Source organism: Pontibacter arcticus (assembly GCF_003284895.1).
In the GTDB taxonomy this organism is placed as follows: domain Bacteria; phylum Bacteroidota; class Bacteroidia; order Cytophagales; family Hymenobacteraceae; genus Pontibacter; species Pontibacter arcticus.
Genome location: NZ_QMDV01000001.1, coordinates 133,006 through 154,225, shown reverse-complemented (window position 1 = coordinate 154,225; position 21,220 = coordinate 133,006). Strand labels below are relative to the sequence as shown.

At 47.3% G+C, this 21,220-nt stretch carries 19 protein-coding genes; 10 read left to right on the top strand and 9 right to left on the bottom strand.

Going from position 1 to position 21,220, the window contains the following annotated elements; genetic code table 11:
• The first annotated feature begins 14 nt into the window (after nucleotides 1-14).
• A complete protein-coding gene (locus DP923_RS00680; protein WP_112303664.1) occupies nucleotides 15-2,735 on the top strand; it encodes a DUF3352 domain-containing protein in 2,721 nt (906 codons plus the stop codon).
• A 36-nt stretch (nucleotides 2,736-2,771) separates the two neighbouring features.
• Here DP923_RS00680 and corA read toward each other — a convergent pair whose 3' ends face one another.
• Complete coding sequence (gene corA, locus DP923_RS00675) at nucleotides 2,772-3,902, bottom strand: magnesium/cobalt transporter CorA (protein ID WP_112303663.1); 1,131 nt, start codon at nucleotides 3,900-3,902, stop codon at nucleotides 2,772-2,774.
• A gap of 42 nt (nucleotides 3,903-3,944) precedes the next feature.
• Nucleotides 3,945-4,547 (bottom strand): IMPACT family protein, encoded by a 603-nt coding sequence (locus tag DP923_RS00670; protein ID WP_112303662.1) that lies wholly within the window; start codon nucleotides 4,545-4,547, stop codon nucleotides 3,945-3,947.
• A 129-nt stretch (nucleotides 4,548-4,676) separates the two neighbouring features.
• Between DP923_RS00670 and DP923_RS00665 the strand changes: the two genes are divergently transcribed.
• The 4 genes from DP923_RS00665 (at nucleotide 4,677) to DP923_RS00650 (ending at nucleotide 8,555) form a co-directional block, all read left to right on the top strand.
• Nucleotides 4,677-5,081: a sugar 3,4-ketoisomerase gene (locus DP923_RS00665; protein WP_112303661.1), complete on the top strand. Its 405-nt coding sequence runs from the start codon at nucleotides 4,677-4,679 to the stop codon at nucleotides 5,079-5,081.
• A gap of 260 nt (nucleotides 5,082-5,341) precedes the next feature.
• Nucleotides 5,342-6,451, top strand: a complete 1,110-nt coding sequence (locus DP923_RS00660; protein WP_112303660.1) for a DegT/DnrJ/EryC1/StrS family aminotransferase — start codon at nucleotides 5,342-5,344, stop codon at nucleotides 6,449-6,451.
• 7 nt (nucleotides 6,452-6,458) lie between these two features.
• Nucleotides 6,459-7,400, top strand: coding sequence for a glycosyltransferase (locus DP923_RS00655; RefSeq protein WP_112303659.1), 942 nt, complete (start codon nucleotides 6,459-6,461; stop codon nucleotides 7,398-7,400).
• Between the two features lie 177 nt (nucleotides 7,401-7,577).
• Nucleotides 7,578-8,555: an acyl-ACP desaturase gene (locus DP923_RS00650; protein WP_112303658.1), complete on the top strand. Its 978-nt coding sequence runs from the start codon at nucleotides 7,578-7,580 to the stop codon at nucleotides 8,553-8,555.
• A gap of 85 nt (nucleotides 8,556-8,640) precedes the next feature.
• Here the strand turns inward: DP923_RS00650 and DP923_RS00645 are convergent, their stop codons facing one another.
• Nucleotides 8,641-8,922 (bottom strand): DUF427 domain-containing protein, encoded by a 282-nt coding sequence (locus DP923_RS00645; protein WP_112303657.1) that lies wholly within the window; start codon nucleotides 8,920-8,922, stop codon nucleotides 8,641-8,643.
• A gap of 140 nt (nucleotides 8,923-9,062) precedes the next feature.
• Here DP923_RS00645 and DP923_RS00640 point away from each other — a divergent pair, with 140 nt between their 5' ends.
• Nucleotides 9,063-10,163: a vWA domain-containing protein gene (locus DP923_RS00640; RefSeq protein ID WP_112303656.1), complete on the top strand. Its 1,101-nt coding sequence runs from the start codon at nucleotides 9,063-9,065 to the stop codon at nucleotides 10,161-10,163.
• Between the two features lie 91 nt (nucleotides 10,164-10,254).
• Nucleotides 10,255-11,772: a sigma 54-interacting transcriptional regulator gene (locus DP923_RS00635; protein ID WP_112303655.1), complete on the top strand. Its 1,518-nt coding sequence runs from the start codon at nucleotides 10,255-10,257 to the stop codon at nucleotides 11,770-11,772.
• A 242-nt stretch (nucleotides 11,773-12,014) separates the two neighbouring features.
• On the opposite strand, the gene DP923_RS00630 is transcribed toward DP923_RS00635, so the two are convergent.
• Nucleotides 12,015-13,046: an alpha/beta hydrolase gene (locus DP923_RS00630; protein WP_112303654.1), complete on the bottom strand. Its 1,032-nt coding sequence runs from the start codon at nucleotides 13,044-13,046 to the stop codon at nucleotides 12,015-12,017.
• Nucleotides 13,047-13,446: 400 nt separating this feature from the next.
• Between DP923_RS00630 and DP923_RS00625 the strand changes: the two genes are divergently transcribed.
• Entirely contained in the window at nucleotides 13,447-14,175 is a 729-nt protein-coding gene (locus tag DP923_RS00625; protein ID WP_112303653.1) for a hypothetical protein, read from the top strand.
• Here the strand turns inward: DP923_RS00625 and DP923_RS00620 are convergent.
• From DP923_RS00620 to DP923_RS00605, 4 genes are all read right to left on the bottom strand, one after another.
• Entirely contained in the window at nucleotides 14,156-15,457 is a 1,302-nt protein-coding gene (locus DP923_RS00620; protein ID WP_112303652.1) for a dicarboxylate/amino acid:cation symporter, read from the bottom strand. The two genes, DP923_RS00625 and DP923_RS00620, sit on opposite strands and share 20 nt — an antisense overlap.
• Nucleotides 15,458-15,719: 262 nt before the next feature.
• Entirely contained in the window at nucleotides 15,720-16,157 is a 438-nt protein-coding gene (locus DP923_RS00615) for a peptidylprolyl isomerase (protein ID WP_112303651.1), read from the bottom strand.
• Nucleotides 16,158-16,258: 101 nt separating this feature from the next.
• Nucleotides 16,259-17,182, bottom strand: coding sequence for a ribosome small subunit-dependent GTPase A (gene rsgA / locus DP923_RS00610; protein ID WP_112303650.1), 924 nt, complete (start codon nucleotides 17,180-17,182; stop codon nucleotides 16,259-16,261).
• A complete protein-coding gene (locus DP923_RS00605; protein WP_112303649.1) occupies nucleotides 17,179-18,429 on the bottom strand; it encodes a 3-deoxy-D-manno-octulosonic acid transferase in 1,251 nt (416 codons plus the stop codon). The genes rsgA and DP923_RS00605 overlap by 4 nt, the downstream gene beginning before the upstream one ends.
• A gap of 189 nt (nucleotides 18,430-18,618) precedes the next feature.
• On the opposite strand from DP923_RS00605, the gene DP923_RS00600 reads away from it, so the two are divergent.
• Together DP923_RS00600 and DP923_RS16890 are read left to right on the top strand one after the other, a co-directional pair.
• Nucleotides 18,619-19,392 carry an isocitrate lyase/PEP mutase family protein gene (locus DP923_RS00600; protein ID WP_112303648.1) on the top strand — a complete coding sequence of 258 codons (774 nt, stop codon included), beginning with the start codon at nucleotides 18,619-18,621 and terminating at the stop codon, nucleotides 19,390-19,392.
• Nucleotides 19,393-19,405: 13 nt separating this feature from the next.
• Nucleotides 19,406-20,452 (top strand): bifunctional transcriptional activator/DNA repair enzyme AdaA, encoded by a 1,047-nt coding sequence (locus DP923_RS16890; RefSeq protein WP_112303647.1) that lies wholly within the window; start codon nucleotides 19,406-19,408, stop codon nucleotides 20,450-20,452.
• 127 nt (nucleotides 20,453-20,579) lie between these two features.
• Here the strand turns inward: DP923_RS16890 and DP923_RS00590 are convergent, their stop codons facing one another.
• Entirely contained in the window at nucleotides 20,580-21,215 is a 636-nt protein-coding gene (locus tag DP923_RS00590; RefSeq protein ID WP_112303646.1) for a peroxiredoxin, read from the bottom strand.
• Nucleotides 21,216-21,220: the final 5 nt, after the last annotated feature.

Below are 21,220 nucleotides of genomic sequence, written 5' to 3'. Positions count from 1 at the left end.
CCAACCATCTGTTCATGCTGAAACGTTTACTGTTATACTTTCTCGGGTTTTTGTTACTGGTAGCTGGGACCTATTACGGGTGCAGCCGCTGGCAGCAGGCACGCGAGCAGGTAAACCTCTGGACGCTGGTGCCCGATAATGCTGCCCTGGTAGTAGAAACAAAAGACCACAGCGCCCTGAAAGCACACCTTCAAAAAACCGGTTTGTGGGAAAGCCTGACTTTGCTGCCGGCGGCCCAGCGGTTCGAAGAGAACCTGGCCTGGCTCGATAGCGCCGCCAACAGCAGCCAGCGCCTCAGCCGTTTCCTGGATGAAAAGGAGATACTGACTTCGGTACACGTCGAAAATAGCACAGAAGTGCAGCTGGTATACTATGTGCCGGTGGTATCAGTGGGAGAGCATCGTTTTCTGCGCACACTAACCGATAACATCAGTAAAAACAAAGCCTTTACCCAAACCACCCGCGAGTACCAGGACGAGATATTAACCGAAGTTACCAACACACAACTTAACACGCGCTTCACGTATTTCTCTTACCACAACAACATTATACTTAGCGCCTCTCCCAAACTGATAGAGGAAATTGTGCGGCGCACCAAACGAACCACCTTAACCTCAATAGCAGCCGGTTTTGAGCAAACCGATTACCTGAGCCAGCCGGATGTATACGCCAACGTATTTGTAAACTACCGCAACTTACCCGATCTGCTTGGCCTTTTTCTGAAGAAAGACCTGATGCCGCAGGTACGCTACCTGGCTAGTTTATGCCACAGCGGCATGCTCGAACTAAAACTCGAGAACGATAAGCTTTTCCTGAACGGCTTTTCGAACCCCGAGAAACTGAAAGGAACGTTGCATACAGCCATGCAACCCCAGAAGCCAGCATCCATTGGGTTGGAAGCATACCTGCCAAACCGGGCTGCCATACTTTTACATTTTGGCCTGGAGCAGGTAACCCGGCTGCGGACGGGAGCAATTGCCACCGGGCTGCCGGCGCAAAATAGTATACTGGATAGCCTGGCGCAAAGTATGCAGCAGGAGGTCGCGCTGGCCTATCTCGAGACGGGTAACAGCACCATCAAACCAGAGAAAGTAGTGTATGCCCGCGTAGACAATCCGGCCAGGGCCAATGATTTTCTGCAAACCTTGCTTGCCCAAACCGATGCCGCCGGCAAAAAAACAGGCACTAACTTAAAGTATGGAAGCTATACCATCCGGCATATAAAGGCGGCAGAATTTCCGGCTTATTTTTTTGGTGAAATGTTTACCGGCTTCCCGGAAAGCTATGCTGTGCTGCTAGATAATTACCTGGTAATGGCTGCGGATGTTGCCACGCTGCGCTCCTTGCTGGATGATATTGCAGGTGAGAAAGTATGGGCGAAATCTGTAGGACAGCAGGAGTTCCTGGATCAGACCTTGCAGGAAGCGAATTTTAGTTTATACTTAAATTCTGAAAACGCCTGGTACATTTTAAACCGCTACATAACCGACGAGAGCCAGGACGACCTGTTGCAGCACGCAGCCCTAATCAGGCGGTTTAATCAGGTAAGTTTGCAGTTTGCCAAAGCGGAAGGCCAGTATTATACAAGCTTTGTTATCAGGAGACCAAACACGGCGGCACTTGCCAGCCAGGAGACTTTTGTAGAGGAACTGCGTGTGCCTTTCATTCATAAATTAACCAGCCAGCCTTACCCGGTACTGAATGCTGTGGACGGCACCCAGGAAGTTGTGGTACAAGACTCGGCGGGTGTGCTGCACAACATTACCAACGCCAACAAACTTGGCTGGACCGATAGCCTGAACGCCATGCTGCAAACCGGCATCGAAAGTATAGAACATCCGCAGGATAAGAAATTACGGTACATTTTTGCTACCTCCGGCCGCATCCATGCCATCAATAACCAGAGCCTGTCACTCGAAAATTTTCCGTTTAATGTAAGCGACTCGCTACGCATACAACACCTGGCTGTTTTCGATTACGAAAAAAATAAAGATTACCGCCTTTTAGTGGATGATGAGGCCGGCAACCTATACATGTATGATCTGCGTGGCGCAGGCGTGGAAGGCTGGCAGCCGCGCCGCCTGGAGCATCGGTTGGCCGCCACACCGCAACACGTGCGCGTAGGCAACCGTGATGTTATTCTGGTGCTGCTTGAGAACGGATATATTTATGCGTTAAACAAACAAGGTGTAACGTATCCGGGCTTTCCGTTGAGCTTAAAATCACCGCTTACATCGGGTGCTTTTATAAAACCGGCCGCCGACCTGCGCAGAACCGAGATAACGGCAGTAACCAAGTATGGCAATGTAATTACGTTTAACCTGCAGGGGCGTGTGCTGCGCCGCGACCAGTTGCCGCGGCCTACTAAAAGTGCTATGTTCAGTTTATTGCCGGAAAGCAGTGTGGGCCGTTCGTTTATTATAGTGCGCCAGGACCAGGGCCGTGTAGCCGCTTTCGGGCAGGATATGAAGCAGCTTTTCGAGAAACGCTACGTCACTTCAGCGCCTAAAATTGTGCAGTATTACCATTTCGGAGGCACCAGAAAGCTGTACGCCATCACCGAAACCGGACCTCAGAAAACATACCTCTACAACACCCAGGCAACCCTGATCGGGAACCAGTCCTTGCGTGCTACCCATGCGCCGGCCATCTTTTACAACGAAGACACCAACAATTACACGATCTACAAATCGTATCGCCGGGAACTTAAGAAGCTCAATTTTAAAGTAGAGTAAGTATACTTTCCAAAGCATAGATCGCTTGCTCTGGCTCTACATGCTCCTGAACCAGCCTTTCCGATAAAAAAAGTAGACCTGCAACGTTACCAACAGCAACATCAAAACAAGTAAAATAGGATAGGCATACGGCTGGTACAGTTCGGGCATGCCGAACGGGTATACTTTTCCGGTTTCTGGGTTCTGATGTGAGAAGTTCATACCGTAAAGCCCTACGATAAAACTGAGCGGAATAAAGATGGTGGAAATCATGGTAAGCACTTTCATGATTTCGTTCATCCGGTTTCCCATCGTGGAAGTATAAAGGTCCACCAAACTCGAGGTCATTTCTTTGTGGTTATCCACCAAATCGATCAGCTGGATGACATGGTCGTAGGCATCCCGGAAGTATACTTTCATCTCTTCGGGCATCAGGGGTTCGTCCATGCGCAGCAGCTCGTTCAGTTTATCGCGCTCGGGCCATACAATGCGCCGTAGCTTGGCCAGCTGGCTTTTGAGATTGAGCACCGTGAACAGGTTTTTTTTGGAAGGTACCAGTATGATCTTCTGTTCCTCCTCATCCAGCAGATTACTGATCGCAGCCATCACCGGGAAATAATAATCCAGCACCACATCCAGCATTGCGTAGGCCATGTACATGGTAGGGCGGTGGCGAATAATGCCTTTGCCCACCCGGATGCGTTCGCGGAGCGAGTCAAGGCAGTCTTCGTAATCGCTTTGCAGTGTGAGCACGTAATTTGGCCCGGTAAAAATAGAAAGCTGCACATCATTCAGGTTTTGCTGCGCATCAGACCACCGCAGCATCCGAGACACAATAAACAGGTTATTGCCTTCGGTTTCTTCTACTTTAGGGCGCTGGTAATCGTTCAGTACATCTTCGAGTTGCAGGGCATGCAGGCCAAAGTCTGAAGCTAGTTTCCCCATCAGCGTATCATCCTTATATCCCCGGATATCAACCCAATGGCGCAACTCAGGCTGTGTTTTAACTTTGTTGATCAGCTGCTCATAATCCGGTAGTTCTGCTTCTTCAAAATGTTGCTCGCTAAACGAGATCAGGAAGTAGCGCGGGGCAAAGGCCTCTGCAGGCACGAAAAGCATACCGGGTTTGCTGCCGGCTTTGCGGCTGAATATTTTATGATGATCGGATTGAAATTTCAGTTTCGGCATGAGAGCGGTGGAAAAGCGGGTAGATTCCGGAAGCAAAAAAAATTAGTTGATAACCTGAACAGATACGTTGTCCAGATCCTGTAGTTTGGTGCTTACTTCAGGCAGTAGTTTTCGGCGTATTTCCAGTGTTAAGCGGCAGTCGAGCTCAAACTGCTGGTTGCGCATTTCCAACTCATACTCCTTGATCAGGCTCATCACATCGTTCATCTGCAGGTACTGGAAATGCACTTCCAGCAGCTCTGTTTCATACTTTTCGATAGGTATGGCAGCGGCTAATGCGTCGGCAGTTGCAGTTTTATAGGCATGGATCAGGCCACTAACGCCCAGCTTCGTTCCGCCAAAATAACGCACCACCACCACTAGTACATTACTCAGATCCGCAGACCGGATCTGGCCCAGAATCGGGTCGCCGGCCGAATGGTTTGGCTCGCCATCGTCGTTGGCGCGGTAACGGCTTTTATCAGCTCCCAGGCAATAGGCATAACAATGGTGGCGGGCATCAAAGTATGTTTTCCGGAGCTCGGCTAACCGTTCTTTCACTTCATCCTCAGAAAAAACCGGATAGGCGAGCGCAATAAACTTACTTCCTTTTTCTTTGTAAAGGCCTTCGGAGGGAGCGGTTATGGTGCGGTAAGTGTCTTCCATGTGTTTAAGAAGTGCGTTGTATGCAAGGTAAAATACGGTTGTAAAGGTAGCCCAAACACCAGCCAAGGGCAAGTATGCCGGAGTTATCGCAAAAAGTAGTTATTTTGTACTGAATTTAATTATAATCCAGTGCCTGCTGCTCCATACCTGCTTACGTTTCATACTACCGGAAATTCGCCTGAAGGATTTATCACTTCTACCCAACAAGCGGCCAATATTCCGTTTGTCATCAAGCGCGTTTTCTGGACCTACGGCACCTCCCCGGAATTTGTGCGGGGCAGGCACGCCAACAAACAAACCGAAGAAGTTCTTGTCGTGCTAACAGGGCAGGTAAAGGTAGAAACCCTGATGGCAGGCAGTGCAGAAACGTTTATACTTTCGGAGCCGGGCACAGGTTTGTATTTGCCTGCTATGTGCTGGGTAAATTTATACTTCAGCGAAAGCACCATTGCGCTTTGTATGGCTTCCACAGATTACGACGAAAAAGATTATATCCGCGATCTGGATGAGTTTCGGAAAATAATTGGGCTGTAAAGTAGACAAAAGATTATATGACAAAAGACAAAGGAAGAGTTGCATACTTTTGATCTGATCAGCTTTTAACTATGAAGCTGTTTAGAGTTTTCAATTATAGTACCTGAATCTGCCGTTGTTTGTGTTTTCACCGACAGGAGCTTGCTGGTGAAAACACGCAGCAAGGGCAGCAGTAATTTATTTGTTTAAAACGCTAAACAGCCTCTACGGTAAAGTCAAAGTCGTTTGTCCTTCATCCAAATATCCTTTATCAAGAAAAAATGGCGCTTCCTTATTTTGAGCTGAGAGATTTTCCGACTGGCCTGGAAGCGGCCGTTGAAAGTGCCGTGCTGCAAACCATCCGGTCGAAACATTTTATACTTGGTTCGCAGCTTTCGGCGTTCGAAAAGGAATTTGCAGCTTACTTAACTGCATCGTTTGCCGTTGGTGTAGGCAATGGGTACGATGCGCTGGTGATTGCCCTGAAAGCAGTGGGCGTTACCGAAGGCGATGAAGTTATACTTCCGGCCAATACCTTTATTGCAACCGCCAATGCCGTGGTACAAGTGGGCGCAACACCCGTTTTTGCGGAGCCGGATATCCATACCTGTAACATCACGGCAGCAAGTATAAAAAGTAATATTTCTGCTAAGACAAAAGCCATACTTCCGGTGCACCTCTACGGCCAGACCTGCGAAATGGAAAACATTATGGCGCTCGCTCAAAAGTATGATTTACATGTGATAGAAGATAGTGCGCAGGCGCATGGGGCGAAGTATAAAAACAAACCGGCCGGCTCGTTCGGGCATGTAAACGCGTTCAGTTTTTACCCCACCAAAAATTTAGGCGCTCTCGGCGATGGCGGTGCTGTAACAACCAACAACCCGGAACTGGCAACTTTTGCGCAACTTTACCGCAACTACGGGCAGCAGCAGAAATACCACAATCAGGTTATCGGCATTAACTCGCGCCTCAATGAAATGCAGGCAGCCGTACTCCGGGTAAAACTACAACACCTGGACCAACTGAACTCCGAACGGCAACGGCTGGCACAAGTATACTTAGACAAATTGCAGTACATTGGCGATCTCATACTTCCGGTTACAGCGCCGGGTTGCGGGCACGTTTTCCATGTCTTTAACATCCGGACCAAGTATAGAAACGAGCTGCAGGAATGGCTGCAAAGACGGGGGATCGGCACGGCCATACATTACCCGGTGCCAGTACATCTACAGCTGGCGTACCGTTTTTTAAAGTATAAAAAAGGTGATTTCCCGGTGGCGGAAGAACTGGCCGAAACAAGCCTGAGTTTGCCTTTGTTTCCGGGGATGCGCGCCGATGAGCAGGAAGCCGTAATTGCAGCCGTGCAGGAATTTTACAAGTATAAATAGCCCATCCGTGACTAATACGTATCCGCTTGTTTCGATTGTTTGCCTGTGTTATAACCACGCCCGTTTCTTGCCCGAAGCGCTCGATTCGGTGCTGGCCCAAACTTATCCTAACATCGAAATAATAGTGGTGGATGATGAAAGTACAGACGAGAGTGTTTCCATTATTCAATCATACTTACAACATCATCCGCAGTTGAAATTTATTTCTACGGGCCAGAACAAAGGAAACTGCGCAGCTTTTAACATGGGCTGGCGGGCAAGCCAGGGTGCGTTTATCATTGATTTTTCGACGGATGATGTGTTGCTGCCGGACCGTGTGGCGCAGCAGGTAGAAACTTTCCAGAAACTTAATGCAGCCACCGGGGTTGTTTATACGGATGCCGAATACATAACTGATAACGCCGAGCACATCAGCTTCCATAGCCAGAAGTATAAACCTGCACAAAGTAGCGCTGTATTCAGTGAAGTAATTGCGAGGTATTTCATTTGTCCGCCTACCATGATGATCCGGCGCGAAGTGTTTGAAAAGCTAGGTGGTTATGATGAGACATTGGCATACGAAGACTTCGATTTCTGGGTGCGGTCGGCCCGGAATTTTGGCTACCATTACCTGGATATCGTTACTACAAAACGCCGCGTACATGAGGCATCGTTATCGCAAAGCTGGTACGCAAAAGGTAACAGGTTGCTGGCATCTACGGTAAAAGTCTGCGAGAAAATTGCGGCCCTGCTGCAAACCGAAACAGAGCGCGAAGCCTACCGGCAACGGTTAAAATACGAAGCACGGCACGCGTACTTTACGGCAAATTTCAGCGAGGCGGAATCGTTTTTCGGGATGCTGGCAGAGCAGGGTAAAGTGCCATTTATGTATAAAATGCTCCGGCAGCTTAACAGCTTAAAAATCAATTTAACCGCAGTGCGCAAAATTTATTATCAGGTAAAACATTAGCACATTTTAATGCTCTTTTTTCGTACTACGGATTTTAATTGTACTTTTATCGACGAGCTGCCCGATTTTTGCGTAGATACATTACCGGTAAGTATAAATACTGGAAACCTTTTGCAGCAGTGTCTTTACAAGGCATAGAATAATCAAATTTGTTCAGATTAAAATAATACATAGCACATGATTACAGCAGTAGCCTCCCGAGTAGAAGTATTAAGATGGATGGAAGATTTCGTAAACGAAAAAATGACGGAATTCCTGAAAACAGTAGAGGAGAGCTGGCAGCCCGCGGATCTGTTGCCGGATGCTCGTTTCGAAAATTTCTTTGATGAACTGAAGAGTTTACGCGAGCGTGCCAAAGACCTGTCTTATGACCTGCTGGCGGTGCTGGTAGGCGATACGATAACAGAAGAAGCCCTGCCAACTTACGAAAGCTGGCTGATGCGCATTGATGGGATGCCCAACGATGAGAACAGCCCTTGGATTAAATGGAACCGCGCCTGGACAGCCGAAGAAAACCGTCACGGCGATGCCCTGAACCGCTATTTGTACTTAACAGGCCGCGTTAACATGCGCGAGATGGAAGCATCAACCCAATACCTGATCGCAGACGGCTTCGACCTGCAGACCGATAATGACCCGTACCGTTCGTTTGTTTATACTTCGTTCCAGGAAACGGCTACGAATATTTCGCACCGCCGTGTAGCGCAGATCGCTAAAAAGCAAGGCGATAACATGCTGGCTAAATTATGTGGCCACGTTGCCGCTGATGAAGCCCGCCACGCCAAGGCTTACAAAGCATTTGTTGGAAAGATTTTTGAAGCCGATGCAAACGAAATGATGTTGGCTTTTGAGGATATGATGCGCAAGAAAATTGTAATGCCAGCCCACTACATGCGCGAACTGGGCGTAGACCTTGGCAAGACATTCGGGCACTTTACAGATGCAGCACAACGTATAAATGTTTACACCGCCACAGATTATACCGAGATTCTGGATGGCCTGATCACGGAATGGAAAATTGACGCTGTATCCGGGTTAAACGAAGCCGGCGAAAAAGCCCGTGATTATGTAATGGCGCTGCCAGCCAGATTAAAGCGTGTTGCCGAACGTATGAAGGCACCATCGCTGGAGTATAAATTCCGCTGGATCGACTAATAACTGATTTCCAAAGTATAAAAAAGGCTCAGAGCAAAGTATAAAAACTTTATTCTGAGCCTTTTTCTTTTAGGGTATACTTTCCTTATCTCTGCACGTTCACGCCTTTCCAGAAGGCGACATAACCGCGTATTTGTTCTGCTTTGGGTTTAGGGTCCGGGTAGTACCAGGCGGCATCCAGGTTTACTTTTCCGTTTACTTTTATATGGTAGTAAGAAGCTTCGCCTTTCCAGGGGCAGGTAGTATGTGTTTCGCTTTTTTCGAAGTACTCCTGTTTTATAGAGTTAGCCGGGAAATACTGGTTTCCTTCTATTTCAATGGTCTGGTCGCTGTCCGCGATTACGGTTTCATTCCAAATTGCTTTCATAGTTTGCAGGGTTGTTTAGGCGTTGTTACCGTATAAGTTTACTTTGGTTGATGGCAGAATGTTTGCGGGGCTTCCCGGTGTTTTAAAACAACCGAACAACTTGCACCATCTGCTTGTTATACTATACAAATATTTATTTTATGGCGATAGGATTTCGATTCTCAGAATATATACCACCGCAGCAGGAAGAAGAAAACTTCGAATCGCTGCTCAAAATTTTCCTGCAACTGGTTACGTTTACCTCCGGCGATGTGGCCGAAGCGCTTAGCTGGCTGAACGAGCTCGACAAAGAGTATAAACTAACCAGCGACAAGTATGGCATCGGTGATTTTATTGAAGACCTGAAAAAGAAAGGCTTTATTGATGACGGGCCGCAGCAGGATGGCAACTTCAGTTTAACCGCAAAAAGTGAACAGGGTATCCGGAAAAGTGCGCTCGAAGAAATTTTTGGGAAACTGAAAAAAGGCGGGCAGGGCAGCCATGCTACTTCGCACACCGGCATCGGCGACGAAGCCAGCACAGACCGCCGCGAATACCGTTTCGGTGATGCCGTAGAACAGATCTCTATGACAGATTCTATCCGGAACGCGCAGGTAAACCACGGTATCGGCGAGTTCAGGTTAACCGAGCAGGATCTGGAAGTAAACGAAACAGAACACAAGTCGCAGGCCTCTACCGTGCTGATGATCGATATTTCACATTCGATGATTTTGTATGGCGAAGACCGCATCACACCTGCCAAAAAAGTAGCGATGGCGCTGGCCGAACTGGTAAAGCAAAAGTACCCGAAAGACAGCCTGGATGTGATTGTGTTTGGCAATGATGCCTGGCAGATCGAGATAAAAGATTTACCATACTTGCAGGTTGGCCCATACCACACGAACACGGTTGCCGGTTTGGAGCTGGCTATGGATATACTCCGGAAGCGCAAAACAGCCAACAAACAGATATTTATGATCACCGATGGCAAACCTACCTGCCTGAAAGAAGGGCTGCATTACTATAAAAACAGCTTCGGCCTGGACCGTAAAGTAGTAAACAAAACCCTGAACCTGGCTGCACAATGTCGTCGTCTTAAAATTCCGATCACCACGTTTATGATCGCATCAGATCCATACTTGCAGGCGTTTGTAGATGAATTTACGCAGGTAAACAACGGGCAGGCCTATTACAGCAGCCTGAAAGGATTAGGCCATCTAGTTTTCCGGGATTATAAACAGAACCGCAAAAAGAACTTCTAAAATTACTCTCCATCTAAGAGGATAAGGAGTGGGTTCATACTTTAAATGAATCTATCATAATCAACAATTCAACAACCAGCAATTAACATACATGAACTATAAAGACATACCAGCGGAAAAGCTGCTACAAATAAAAACATTAGGGCAACTAAAAGCCGTAGGGTACCAGCCGCAAACGGTAAAACAGGAGCTTCGCCAGAATCTTATTCAGAAACTGCAGAACAAGGAAGAAATTTTTCCGGGCATCTGGGGCTATGAGGAAACGGTAATTCCGGATATGCAACGCGCTATACTTTCGATGCACCACATTAACCTGCTGGGTTTGCGCGGACAAGCTAAAACACGTATTGCGCGCCAGATGGTAACGCTGCTTGATGAGTATGTGCCGGTAGTGCAAGGGTCTGAACTGAACGACGACCCGATGCAGCCGCTATCCCGTTTTGCAAAAGACCTGGTACAAGAGCACGGTGATGATACACCGGTTAGCTGGCTGCACCGCGACGAGCGTTATACCGAAAAACTGGCAACTCCTGATGTATCGGTTTCGGATCTGATTGGCGATGCTGACCCGATAAAAGCAGCCACATTGCGTTTGCCGTATTCTGATGAGCGTGTGATTCATTTTGGGTTGATACCAAGATCGCATCGCGGCATTTTTGTAATTAATGAGCTACCCGATTTGCAGGCACGTATCCAGGTTTCGTTGTTCAATATTCTGCAGGAAGGCGACATTCAGATTCGTGGTTTTAAAGTGCGTTTACCGTTGGATATACAATTTGTGTTCACAGCTAACCCCGAAGATTATACCAATCGAGGCTCTATTGTAACGCCGCTCAAAGACCGTATCGATAGCCAGATCATCACGCACTATCCGAAAAGTATAGAAACCGGCAAAAAGATAACCGAGCAGGAAGCGCACGTAAAAACCGAACAGAAAGATATTGTGCAAACCAACAGCATCATTGGCGACCTGATAGAACAAGTAGCTTTTGAAGCCCGCGAAAGTGAATACGTAGATGCCAAAAGCGGTGTATCGGCACGTTTAACTATTTCGGCTTACGAAAATCTGCTGAGTGCTGCCGAGCGTCGTGCGTTGGTGAACGGCGAAACAAAAACCTATGTGCGCGTTTCGGATTTCATGAATACGATTCCGGCCATTACCGGTAAAGTAGAACTGGTGTACGAAGGCGAGCAGGAGGGAGCCGGACACGTGGCGCAGGTGCTGATGGGCAAAGCTATCCGCACGCAGTTTCTGGCCTACTTCCCGGACCCGGATAAAGTGAAAAAAGCCAAACAGGGCAATCCGTACAAAGCCATTACCGATTGGTTTGGCGATGGCAACACGCTGGATGTACTGAACGATGCGGACGGTTCCACATACAAAAAAGCCCTGCAGCAGGTACCCGGTCTGGCCGAATTGGTAGAAAAGCAGCAGCCCAAAGCCAAAGGCGACGAAAAACTGTTTATGATGGAGTTTGCCCTTCATGGCCTCGCCGAACACAGCCAGATCAGCAAAAACCGCCTCAGCACCGGCCTTCAGTTTAAAGACATACTTAGCGGTATGTTCTCGATGCCAAAATTTGGGGAAGAGGACGAAGAAGATTTTTAACAAGTAGTAGAAGTATAAATAGAAGTTGTTTAGCGATTTAAGATAAAGTTGTTTTCGCTGCCCTTGCTGTGTTTTTACCAGCAAGCATCTGTTGGGAAAAGTATAGTTGTCGGTGAAAACATCAACAACGGCGCGTTTTGCCACTACAAGCGAAAATGCTAAACACCTTTCTAAACTAAAAAAGCAGGAACGTACATGTTCCTGCTTTTTTAGTTTAGAAAGGGTAGGTTTTAAAAGTACACTTACAGGCTTTTTACAACTTTATACTGTGCCTCAATTATAGCCTGGTTATGGCCGTGGGCAGCGCCGGGCACCAATATAAACTGTTTCTTCGGAGCCTTTACTTTATCGTAATAGGCTTTGGTAGCTTCTTTTGGCGTCAGGATGTCTTCTTCGCCCTGGATAAAGTATACCGGAACTTTATAGGTCATGCCGTTCTTCCTGAAATCAATGCCGGCGGCCATGGATTTGATGCCCATTTTTTTGAAGCCGGCAAAGTGCAGGAAAGAATAATCATCGCCATCGTACCGGGCTTGTGCATCTTTTTCATTGTCGTATTCGCTCCTGATCTTCCACCAGGTAGCAGGCGCAGGCACGGAATTCTGGTGCTCATACTTTTTGATGATGCGCATCAGCTGGCCTTCTTTTTGGGCATCTTCGTAAGGTGGCTGTCCGAGCTCTTTCAGTTTTACAAGTGCTTCTGTGTCATTGGCTTTTTGCGCCAGTTCGGATACTTTATTGTACGCATGCACAAAGCCTCCTGTGCTTTCAACTACCTGCGAGTGCCCAACATAGGCCGTAAACAGATCGGGGCGGGCAAGGGCCATATTAGCGCCAACTACAGAGCCCCACGAAGTACCTATCAGTATGAGCTTCCGCTTACCTAAATGCTTTCGTACATATTCAGAAACCTCAATGCCATCGGCTACAATCTGCTCTACAGTCAGTGGGTTCTCGATCCAGTAATCTTCCGTTACAGGCGAGGGAGCATTGCGGCCAAACGTTCTGCCGGCACCACGCTGGTCCCAGTTCACAAGTATAAAATCTTTCTTCCAGGAGCCGTACATGGCATCGTCATAGGGGCTCATGGTACTGCCCGGTCCGCCGTGCAGAAAGAGGATAACCGGCTTGGTTCTGTCTTCGCCGTGCATGGTTACCCATTGCTCAATTCCCCCTACCTGGATAAAGCGTTCTTCGCTGATAGATTTAGGCTGTGCAGTTAAACTGCCTGAGAGGAAAGTAAAAATGATGAGCAGTAAAAATGTGTGATTCATAGAGTGATGGAAGTTGGCTAGATGAGGATGAATGTTAATAAATGCTTTTTTATTGGTTAATTTGCTGGTATAGAAGGCGAGTGAGGCAAAACCTAAGGATTACTTTTCGCTTTGTTAGGTGTTAGTGTTTCTTGTTCTATAGCAGGAGGTTGGAGCTAATTGGAATATTGAAAACCTAGTTTTGCTAAATTGAAAATCTGCTAAATTGATATAAAGTCATTTTTGAGTTTTGCTTTCAATCCTTTGTCTGATTTATCTGTAAGTTAACTACAGTATAACTGTAAGCATACATTTTCTCCATCAAATATAGCCTCTGATCTATGCATTTTTAAAGTATAAACTTGAATTAATTTATACTTAGCGCTCAACGCATCCTTCAGAAATAGAGTAGCTATACTTTATGGAGCATCACGTATCGATCTGGCCGATTCTGGCACTGGCATTCATTCATTTTTTTGGTAACCGGCTGCGGTTTTTAGCCGAGATGCCGCGTAGCGTCTGGCTGTCCGGAGCAAGCGGCGTATCGGTAGCGTATGTGTTTCTGCATCTGTTTCCGGAGTTGGGTCAGGGGCAGGAGCACATCGAAAGCACATGGTGGGCCGAGGAGTTTCTGAGCCACCATGTATACCTGATGACGCTGATCGGGCTGATGGTTTTTTACGGACTGGAAAGAGCCATTATCAGCGCTAAAAACATAACTGCCTCAGATGTGATCGACGAAGAACAGACAGGCTGGTTCTGGTTGCACATTGGTTCGTTTGCGCTGTATAATGCCCTGATCGGTTACTTGTTGTTTCAGCGGGAAGAAGGTGTAATGCAGGAAATGCTTTTGTTTGCCGTAGCCATGGCGCTCCACTTCCTGGTAAACGATATTGGATTACAGGAGCATCACCGCGAAGTATACAGGCGAAAAGGCCGTTGGGTATTGGTGGTGGCGCTGCTCGCTGGTTGGGCAACAGGCTTGCTTATCGAAGTTTCGGAAACAGCTGTGGTGCTGCTGATGGCGTTTGTAGGTGGCGGCGTAATACTGAACGTATTAAAAGAAGAACTACCTGAAGAGCGCGAAAGCCGCTACTGGGCCTTCGTGCTGGGTGCCGGTTTATACGCTGTTATACTTTTATCCCTGTAGGCGGGTGCAGTTGTCCTTCGGTGCGGGCCACGATCATCGCTACGGTAGCATCGCCGGTAACATTAACGGTGGTACGCAACATATCCAAAATACGGTCCGGGGCAAGTATAAGCGCAATGCCCTCAATCGGGATACCAGCCTGCTGCAATACAATTACCAGCATCACAATACCTGCACCGGGCACAGCGGCCGCTCCGATAGAAGCCAGCGTAGCTGTAAGTACAATGCCTAACTGCTGCATCAGCGTAAGGTCTATGCCATAGGCCTGCGCAATAAAAACGGCAGCTACGGCCTGGTAAAGGCTGGTTCCATCCATGTTAATAGTTGCGCCCAATGGCAGCACAAAGCTGGAAATTTCCTTGTTTATGCCCAGGTTTTTTTCGGCACACTCCATGGTAGCAGGTAATGTTGCCGCGCTGGAAGAAGTAGAGAAAGCCAGCATCTGCGCCGGGAAAATGCCTTTAAAGAAAGCTCTGTATTTTGTTTTGCCCAACGTAACAACCAATAGCGGATACATAACCAGGATCATCAAGCCCAGACCTATGGTAACTACAATGCAGTAATAGCCTAGCACCAACAACAGTTCTATAGCAGCAGCGGGGTCATCGCCTGCAAATTCTACGATAAGCCCGGCCAGTAACGCAAACACACCATAAGGGGCGGCTGCCATAATAATATCCACGATCTTTAGTATAACCAGGTTCACGCCCTCAAAAAAACTGTTAACGGGCGCAGCTTTATCGGTAGGGATCATAATGAGGGCAATGCCGAACAGCAAAGCAAAAAAGATGACCTGCAACATGCTGCTGTTATCAGTCATGGCCCCGAAAATGTTGGATGGCACAATATCCACAAGCGCCTGCAACGGGCCCTGTTCTTCTACGGCGGCGGCATCAGAAGATTTTTCGGAGGTAGCTGCGGCAAACTGGCTTCTGAATTCTTCGCGCTTTTCCGGAGAGAATGCGTTTCCCGGCTTAAATACATTTACCAGCACCAGCCCCAGCAAAACAGCCAGCACCGTTGTGCTCAGGTACAGGCCGATGGTCTTGGTTCCGATGCGGGAAAGGCGGCTTATATCGCTCAGGCTGGCAACTCCTGTAATTAACGATACCAGTACAAGCGGCACCGCGATCAGTTTGAGCATGTTGATGAAAATAGTACCAAAGGGGCTGATCCAGTCGATGGTAAAATCATTCAGGTTGAGGTAGCTGGCGAGCATTCCCCAAACGATTCCCAGGAACATACCAATCAGAATTTGCCAGTGTAAAGCAAGGTTTTTCATATACCAGATTATGTGAGCCGGCTGCTATGCAGCGCTTATTTAAAGGTTGTGGAGGTTTGTCGCCAACTGATGCAGGAACAGCAAACAGGCATTTGCTTTTGGACGACAGATAACCTTGCACAGGTTGTTTCTAATACTGAGAAGCGGCCCACTTTGTTAGAGATGGAAGTGAAGTAAGCGCTGCAACAGCAAACAAAAGTATAAACGGATGTTATAAAAAAGGCCACCCCGAAAGGCAGCCTTTTTTAAAAAAAAGAAGTAATTACGCTTCGTTTACCACGATTTTCTCGATCTTATCATTTGCCTTGATCGCATCGATCACCTCCAGGCCTTCTACCACTTTACCAAAGCAAGTATGGTTACGGTCTAAGTGCGCGGTGTTTTTGCGGCTGTGGCAGATAAAGAATTGTGAACCGCCTGTGTTGCGGCCGGCATGAGCCATGCTTAACACACCACGGTCGTGGAACTGGTTATCGCCGGTCAGTTCGCAGTCGATTTTGTAGCCCGGGCCGCCAGCGCCAGTGCCGTTCGGGCAACCACCCTGTATCACGAAATCAGGAATAACGCGGTGAAAAGTAAGGCCATCATAGAAGCCGTCTTTGGCAAGCTTTACAAAGTTTTCTACTGTTTTAGGAGCATCTTTCTCATAAAACTCAACTTTCATTACGCCTTTACCGGTATGGATTTCTGCAGTTTTCATATCTGTTTTAATTAGTTGGTAAACAATCAAAGTATAAAAGTACGCATTTCTGAGCAAAACAGGAAAGTTGCCTACTTTCAACCACCCCCGGCCCCGCTAACTTATTTCCGGTTATCGCCGCCGTGCATCATGCTCAGGTAACTTTCGTAGCGGGTAAGCGAAATATCGTTGGTACGAACAGCTTCCACTACCGCACAGCCCGGTTCGTTAAAGTGAGTGCAGTTGTTAAAGCGGCACTGGTTCATTCGCTCGCGCATCTCCGGGAAATAATGGCCCAGCTGTGCCACCGGAATATCTACAATGCCCAGTTCCTTGATGCCGGGCGTATCAATAATGAACGTGTCCGGGTCTACCTCAAACATTTCGGCAAACGTGGTGGTATGTACGCCTTTGTCCGAGAACTCAGAAATCTCAGACGTTTTCAGTTCCAGGTCCGGCACGATCAGGTTGATGAGTGTGGATTTGCCAACGCCCGAGTGGCCCGATAGAAGTGTTACTTTGCCATCAAGTGTTTTGGTGAGCGCTTCCATGCCTTCGTTGGTATGCGCCGAAACGGCCATGCTGCTGTAGCCGATCTTTTCGTACATAAAGCTGATCTGGCGCTGGTATTCACGCATCTCATCGTCGTACATGTCTGTTTTGTTGTACACGATGATGGTGGGTATATCATAGGCTTCGGCGGTAACCAGAAAGCGGTCTATAAACCCAAACGAGGTGCGCGGCGAAACCAGTGTTACGATCAGCAAGGCCTGATCCAGGTTAGCAGCGATGATGTGCGAGAAAGCAGTTTTGTGGGTGCTCTGCCTTATAATATAATTTTCGCGGTCTTCTATTTTATGGATCACGGCGGTGTCCTCGCCGGTCGTTTCTACGTCAAATTCTACTTTATCGCCAACGGCAAGCGGGTTGCTAACCTTCATGCCTTTCAGCTTAAACTTGCCACGCAGGCGCGCCCGGTGCAAGGTACCTGCTGCATCGCGCACGATGTACCACGACCCCGTTGATTTTACAACTACTCCTTTCATGCGGTTTTCTGTAACAGGTGTTTTATGTCGGCTATAATTTTGGTGGTGGCACCTGCCTGCTGTTGTACGTATTGTTTTTGGCTGTTGGTTATACGTTGCCTGAGTGCCTGATTTTGATAAATGCGCTCAAAAGCGGCCAGTAATTCTGCGGCATCGTTTACCGGAAAAGCCAGCTGCTGCGCAACCAGATCCTTAGCTTCCTGAAACTTCTCATACTTCGGCCCAAAGAACAACGGCAGCCCAAACACAGCAGCCTCCAGTGTGTTGTGCAGGCCTTTGCCAAAAGCACCCCCAATGTACGCGTAGGTGCCATAACTATAAAGCGCAGACAGCATCCCGATGTTATCGATCACCAGTACGTTATACTTTGCAATAGTGCTTTCCTCAGCTTCTGAAAAACGGACAACACCTTTGCCGATCTGTTGCAGCAGAGCGCGTGTGTTGCCTTCGTGTATTTCGTGCGGCGCGATAATGAATTTTATACTTGGTTTATACTTTTGAATGAGTGGCAACAACACTTCCATATCCGCGGGCCAGCTGCTCCCGATCATAAAAACGGCATGGCCGTTTGCAAAAGCATCTACTAACGGAATCGGTTTTATACTTGCTGCTGTCTGTAAAACCCTGTCGAAACGGGTATCGCCGGCCACGGTAACGTTGGTAATATTTATACTTTGCAACAGCTCTTTTGAAGCCAGATTCTGCGTATAAATATGCGTGAAATGGCGCAGCATGGCACGGTTAAAACCGCCGTACGGCTTAAAGAAAACCTGATCCGGGCGGAAAATAGCCGAGATTGAAAGTATAGGAATATGGCGCTGGTGTAGCTCTTGCAGGTAATAATGCCAGAATTCATACTTTACAAATATGGCCAGTGTTGGCTTTGCAATCTCCAGAAACTGCCGGGCATTGGCAGCGCTATCGAGCGGCAGATAAAAGATAAAATCTGCCCCGTTGTAATTCTTACGCACCTCGTAACCCGAAGGAGAGAAGAAGGTGAGCAGGATTTTATACTTTGGAAATTCAGCTTTAAAAGCTTCCATCACCGGCCGGCCCTGCTCAAACTCACCTAACGAAGCACAATGAAACCAAACCACCGGCGCCTGGTTACCTTCAAAAGCAGCCTCTAATTTAGCAAACTGATTTTCGCGGCCTTCCTGCATCAGCTTTGCCTTCTTGTTAAAAGGTGCCGCCGCTGCCAGCAGGGCATTGTATGCTGTCAGGCCGATATCGTAGAGTAACTTCAAATTTTATACGTGTTATACTTGCTGCAAATATAAGCTATTTGGTTTTGGGAGTACTACGATTCGGTTTAGCGATGTGAAGCAGGTACCCGGATTCAGGAAATTATTTTGCTTAAAAAAATACTTGTCGATTTTTCGGTTGCCAGCCAAGAGCCGGGAAGCATACATTTGTAGAAACTTAAAACCAACTGTATGAGCGCCAGCTACCTGCATTTTAGTGAACTTCATCGTAAAAATAAACCTCTTTTACTGGGTAATGTCTGGAATGCGCAGAGTGCCAGGGTGTATGAGAAAGCCGGTTTTGATGCTATCGGAACTTCCAGTGCGGCTGTAGCACATAGCCTGGGATATGAGGATGGTGAAAATATGCCTTTCGAAGACTATCTTTTTATCATAAAACGGATACTGGCTGCTACATCGCTGCCGGTGTCTGTTGATATGGAAGCCGGTTTTGGGAAAAGTGCCGAAGCCGTTGTTACGCATTTACAAGAACTATACAGGTTAGGGGTGGCCGGCATAAACATCGAAGATTCTGTCGTAAGCAATGGGGAAAGAACTATTCTGGATACCGAAGCTTTCACACATAAACTTAAAAGTATAACGGATGCCCTGAATGCTGAAAACATCAGGCTATTTATAAATGTGCGTTGCGATGCCTTTTTACTTAACCTGCCTGCTGCGTTAAGCGAAGCCAGACTAAGAATAAAACGCTATGAAACAGCTGCTATTGATGGCCTTTTCCTGCCCGGAATCGCTGCAGAAAAAGATATCCTGGACGTGGCAGCCGCAACGCGCCTTCCGCTGAATGTGATGTGCCTGCCCCAATTACCTGATTTCGGGAAACTGGAACGTATGGGTGTAAAAAGAATTAGTATGGGCAACTTTGTAAACAATAAAGTTTACGGACAAATGGAGGAACTGACACATGCCATACGCCAAGAACAAAGTTTCAGCAGTTTGTTTTAAGCTTGACTACACGATGAAAGACCTGACCGATGCCATTATGTATAAAGCGGCCGTAGAAAAAGATACGGCGTTTGAGGGTGTTTTTTACACAGCCGTTAAAACCACGGGTATCTTTTGCAGGCCAACCTGTACGGCCAGAAAGCCCAAAAAAGAGAACGTGGAATTTTTCGGGACGACAAAAGAAGCCATGCTGCACGGGTACAGGCCCTGCAAAGTATGCCATCCGCTTGATAACAAAGATGCAACGCCTGCCTATATACAGGATATTTTAAAAGAGCTTCACGCGGATCCTTCTTTAAAGTTCAGGGATTATGATCTGGTGTTACGCGGCATCGAACCTACCAAAATGAGACGTTGGTTTTTAAAAAATCATGGAATCACGTTTCAGGCCTATCAACGGATTTTTCGGATTAATTCTGCTTTCAAAAAAATAAAGAAAGGCGGGTCTGTAACAGATACTGCGTTTACAACCGGGTATGAATCGTTAAGCGGATTTGGTGAGTCCTTCAAAAGTATATTCGGGGTTTCACCGGCACAAAGTAAGTCACAGCAGGTGATAGATTTTACACGTATAGAAACTTCTCTGGGCACCATGATTGCCTGTGCCGTACCCCAAGGCATCTGCCTGCTGGAATTTACTGACCGGAAGATGCTGGAAACAGAATTAAAAACTTTGGCCCGGATCTTAAACGCAAACATTATACAAGGCAGTAACCCGCACTTCGAGCAGCTGGAAAGAGAACTGCAGGAGTATTTCGACGGAGACAGAAAAGAATTTACCGTTCCATTACATATGCCCGGCACAGATTTTCAGAAGCTGGTATGGCAGGAGTTGCGGCAGATACCTTACGGTGTTGTAAGAAGTTATAAAGAACAGGCGCTGGCACTACAGAAGCCGGAAGCGATACGGGCGGTGGCAAACGCAAATGGCATGAACAGGATTTCGATCATCATTCCCTGCCATCGGGTTATAGGCGCAGATGGCGAACTGACAGGCTACGGCGGCGGCATCTGGCGGAAAAGAAAACTGCTTGAGCTGGAGAAAAGTAATAACAGCTAGAAGCAGCTTATTGCTACCAAAGTATGGTTGCCTTTCAAAGTATACTTTGCAGCAAGTATAAATAGGTATAAAACAGAAAAGCCCTAGCAAAGTGCAGGGGCTTTTCTGTTTTATAAACTAAAGTAACTTAGTGTGCTTTTGAAGCAAGGTAGTTCGATACGCCTTCTTTTGTAGCAGACATGGCATCTTTTCCTTCTTCCCAGTTAGCAGGGCAAACTTCGCCTTTCTCCTCGAAATACTGCAGCGCATCGATCATACGAAGTGCTTCATCAATGCTGCGGCCTAGTGGCATGTCGTTTACAACCTGGTGGCGCACCATGCCTTCTTTATCGATCAGGAACAAGCCACGGTAAGCAACCGGCTCGCCAACAAAGATCATTTCGCCTTCGTCGTTATACTCGTAATGGCCAGCTAATACATCGTAGTTCTGAGAGATGGTTTTAGCAGCATCAGCTACTAATGGGTAGTTTACACCTTCGATACCACCCTGGTTCTGTGGTGTGTTCAGCCATGCAAAGTGAGAGAAATGAGTGTCGGTAGAGCAACCTACTACAGCTACGTTTTTACGCTCGAAATCTTCCATACGCTCCTGGAACGCAATGATCTCAGTCGGGCAAACAAACGTGAAGTCCATCGGGTAGAAATAGAAGATCACGTGTTTTTTGCCAATGTATTGTTCTAAAGAGAAATCTTCTACGAACTCGCCGTTAACAACAGCGGTAGCCTTAAATGAAGGTGCTTTTTTACCTACTAATACTGCCATATTTT

Bases quoted from the DNA above. Each gene is read 5' to 3' on its own strand.
- DP923_RS00630 (WP_112303654.1), bottom strand. From the start codon at position 13,046: ATGAATCACACATTTTTACTGCTCATCATTTTTACTTTCCTCTCAGGC.
- DP923_RS00620 (WP_112303652.1), bottom strand. From the start codon at position 15,457: ATGAAAAACCTTGCTTTACACTGGCAAATTCTGATTGGTATGTTCCTG.
- DP923_RS00650 (WP_112303658.1), top strand. From the start codon at position 7,578: ATGATTACAGCAGTAGCCTCCCGAGTAGAAGTATTAAGATGGATGGAA.
- DP923_RS00590 (WP_112303646.1), bottom strand. From the start codon at position 21,215: ATGGCAGTATTAGTAGGTAAAAAAGCACCTTCATTTAAGGCTACCGCT.
- DP923_RS00670 (WP_112303662.1), bottom strand. From the start codon at position 4,547: ATGGAAGACACTTACCGCACCATAACCGCTCCCTCCGAAGGCCTTTAC.
- DP923_RS00635 (WP_112303655.1), top strand. From the start codon at position 10,255: ATGAACTATAAAGACATACCAGCGGAAAAGCTGCTACAAATAAAAACA.
- DP923_RS00645 (WP_112303657.1), bottom strand. From the start codon at position 8,922: ATGAAAGCAATTTGGAATGAAACCGTAATCGCGGACAGCGACCAGACC.
- corA (WP_112303663.1), bottom strand. From the start codon at position 3,902: ATGCCGAAACTGAAATTTCAATCCGATCATCATAAAATATTCAGCCGC.
- DP923_RS00615 (WP_112303651.1), bottom strand. From the start codon at position 16,157: ATGAAAACTGCAGAAATCCATACCGGTAAAGGCGTAATGAAAGTTGAG.
- DP923_RS16890 (WP_112303647.1), top strand. From the start codon at position 19,406: ATGAAAGACCTGACCGATGCCATTATGTATAAAGCGGCCGTAGAAAAA.
- DP923_RS00625 (WP_112303653.1), top strand. From the start codon at position 13,447: ATGGAGCATCACGTATCGATCTGGCCGATTCTGGCACTGGCATTCATT.
- DP923_RS00600 (WP_112303648.1), top strand. From the start codon at position 18,619: ATGAGCGCCAGCTACCTGCATTTTAGTGAACTTCATCGTAAAAATAAA.
- DP923_RS00640 (WP_112303656.1), top strand. From the start codon at position 9,063: ATGGCGATAGGATTTCGATTCTCAGAATATATACCACCGCAGCAGGAA.
- DP923_RS00660 (WP_112303660.1), top strand. From the start codon at position 5,342: ATGGCGCTTCCTTATTTTGAGCTGAGAGATTTTCCGACTGGCCTGGAA.
- DP923_RS00680 (WP_112303664.1), top strand. From the start codon at position 15: ATGCTGAAACGTTTACTGTTATACTTTCTCGGGTTTTTGTTACTGGTA.
- rsgA (WP_112303650.1), bottom strand. From the start codon at position 17,182: ATGAAAGGAGTAGTTGTAAAATCAACGGGGTCGTGGTACATCGTGCGC.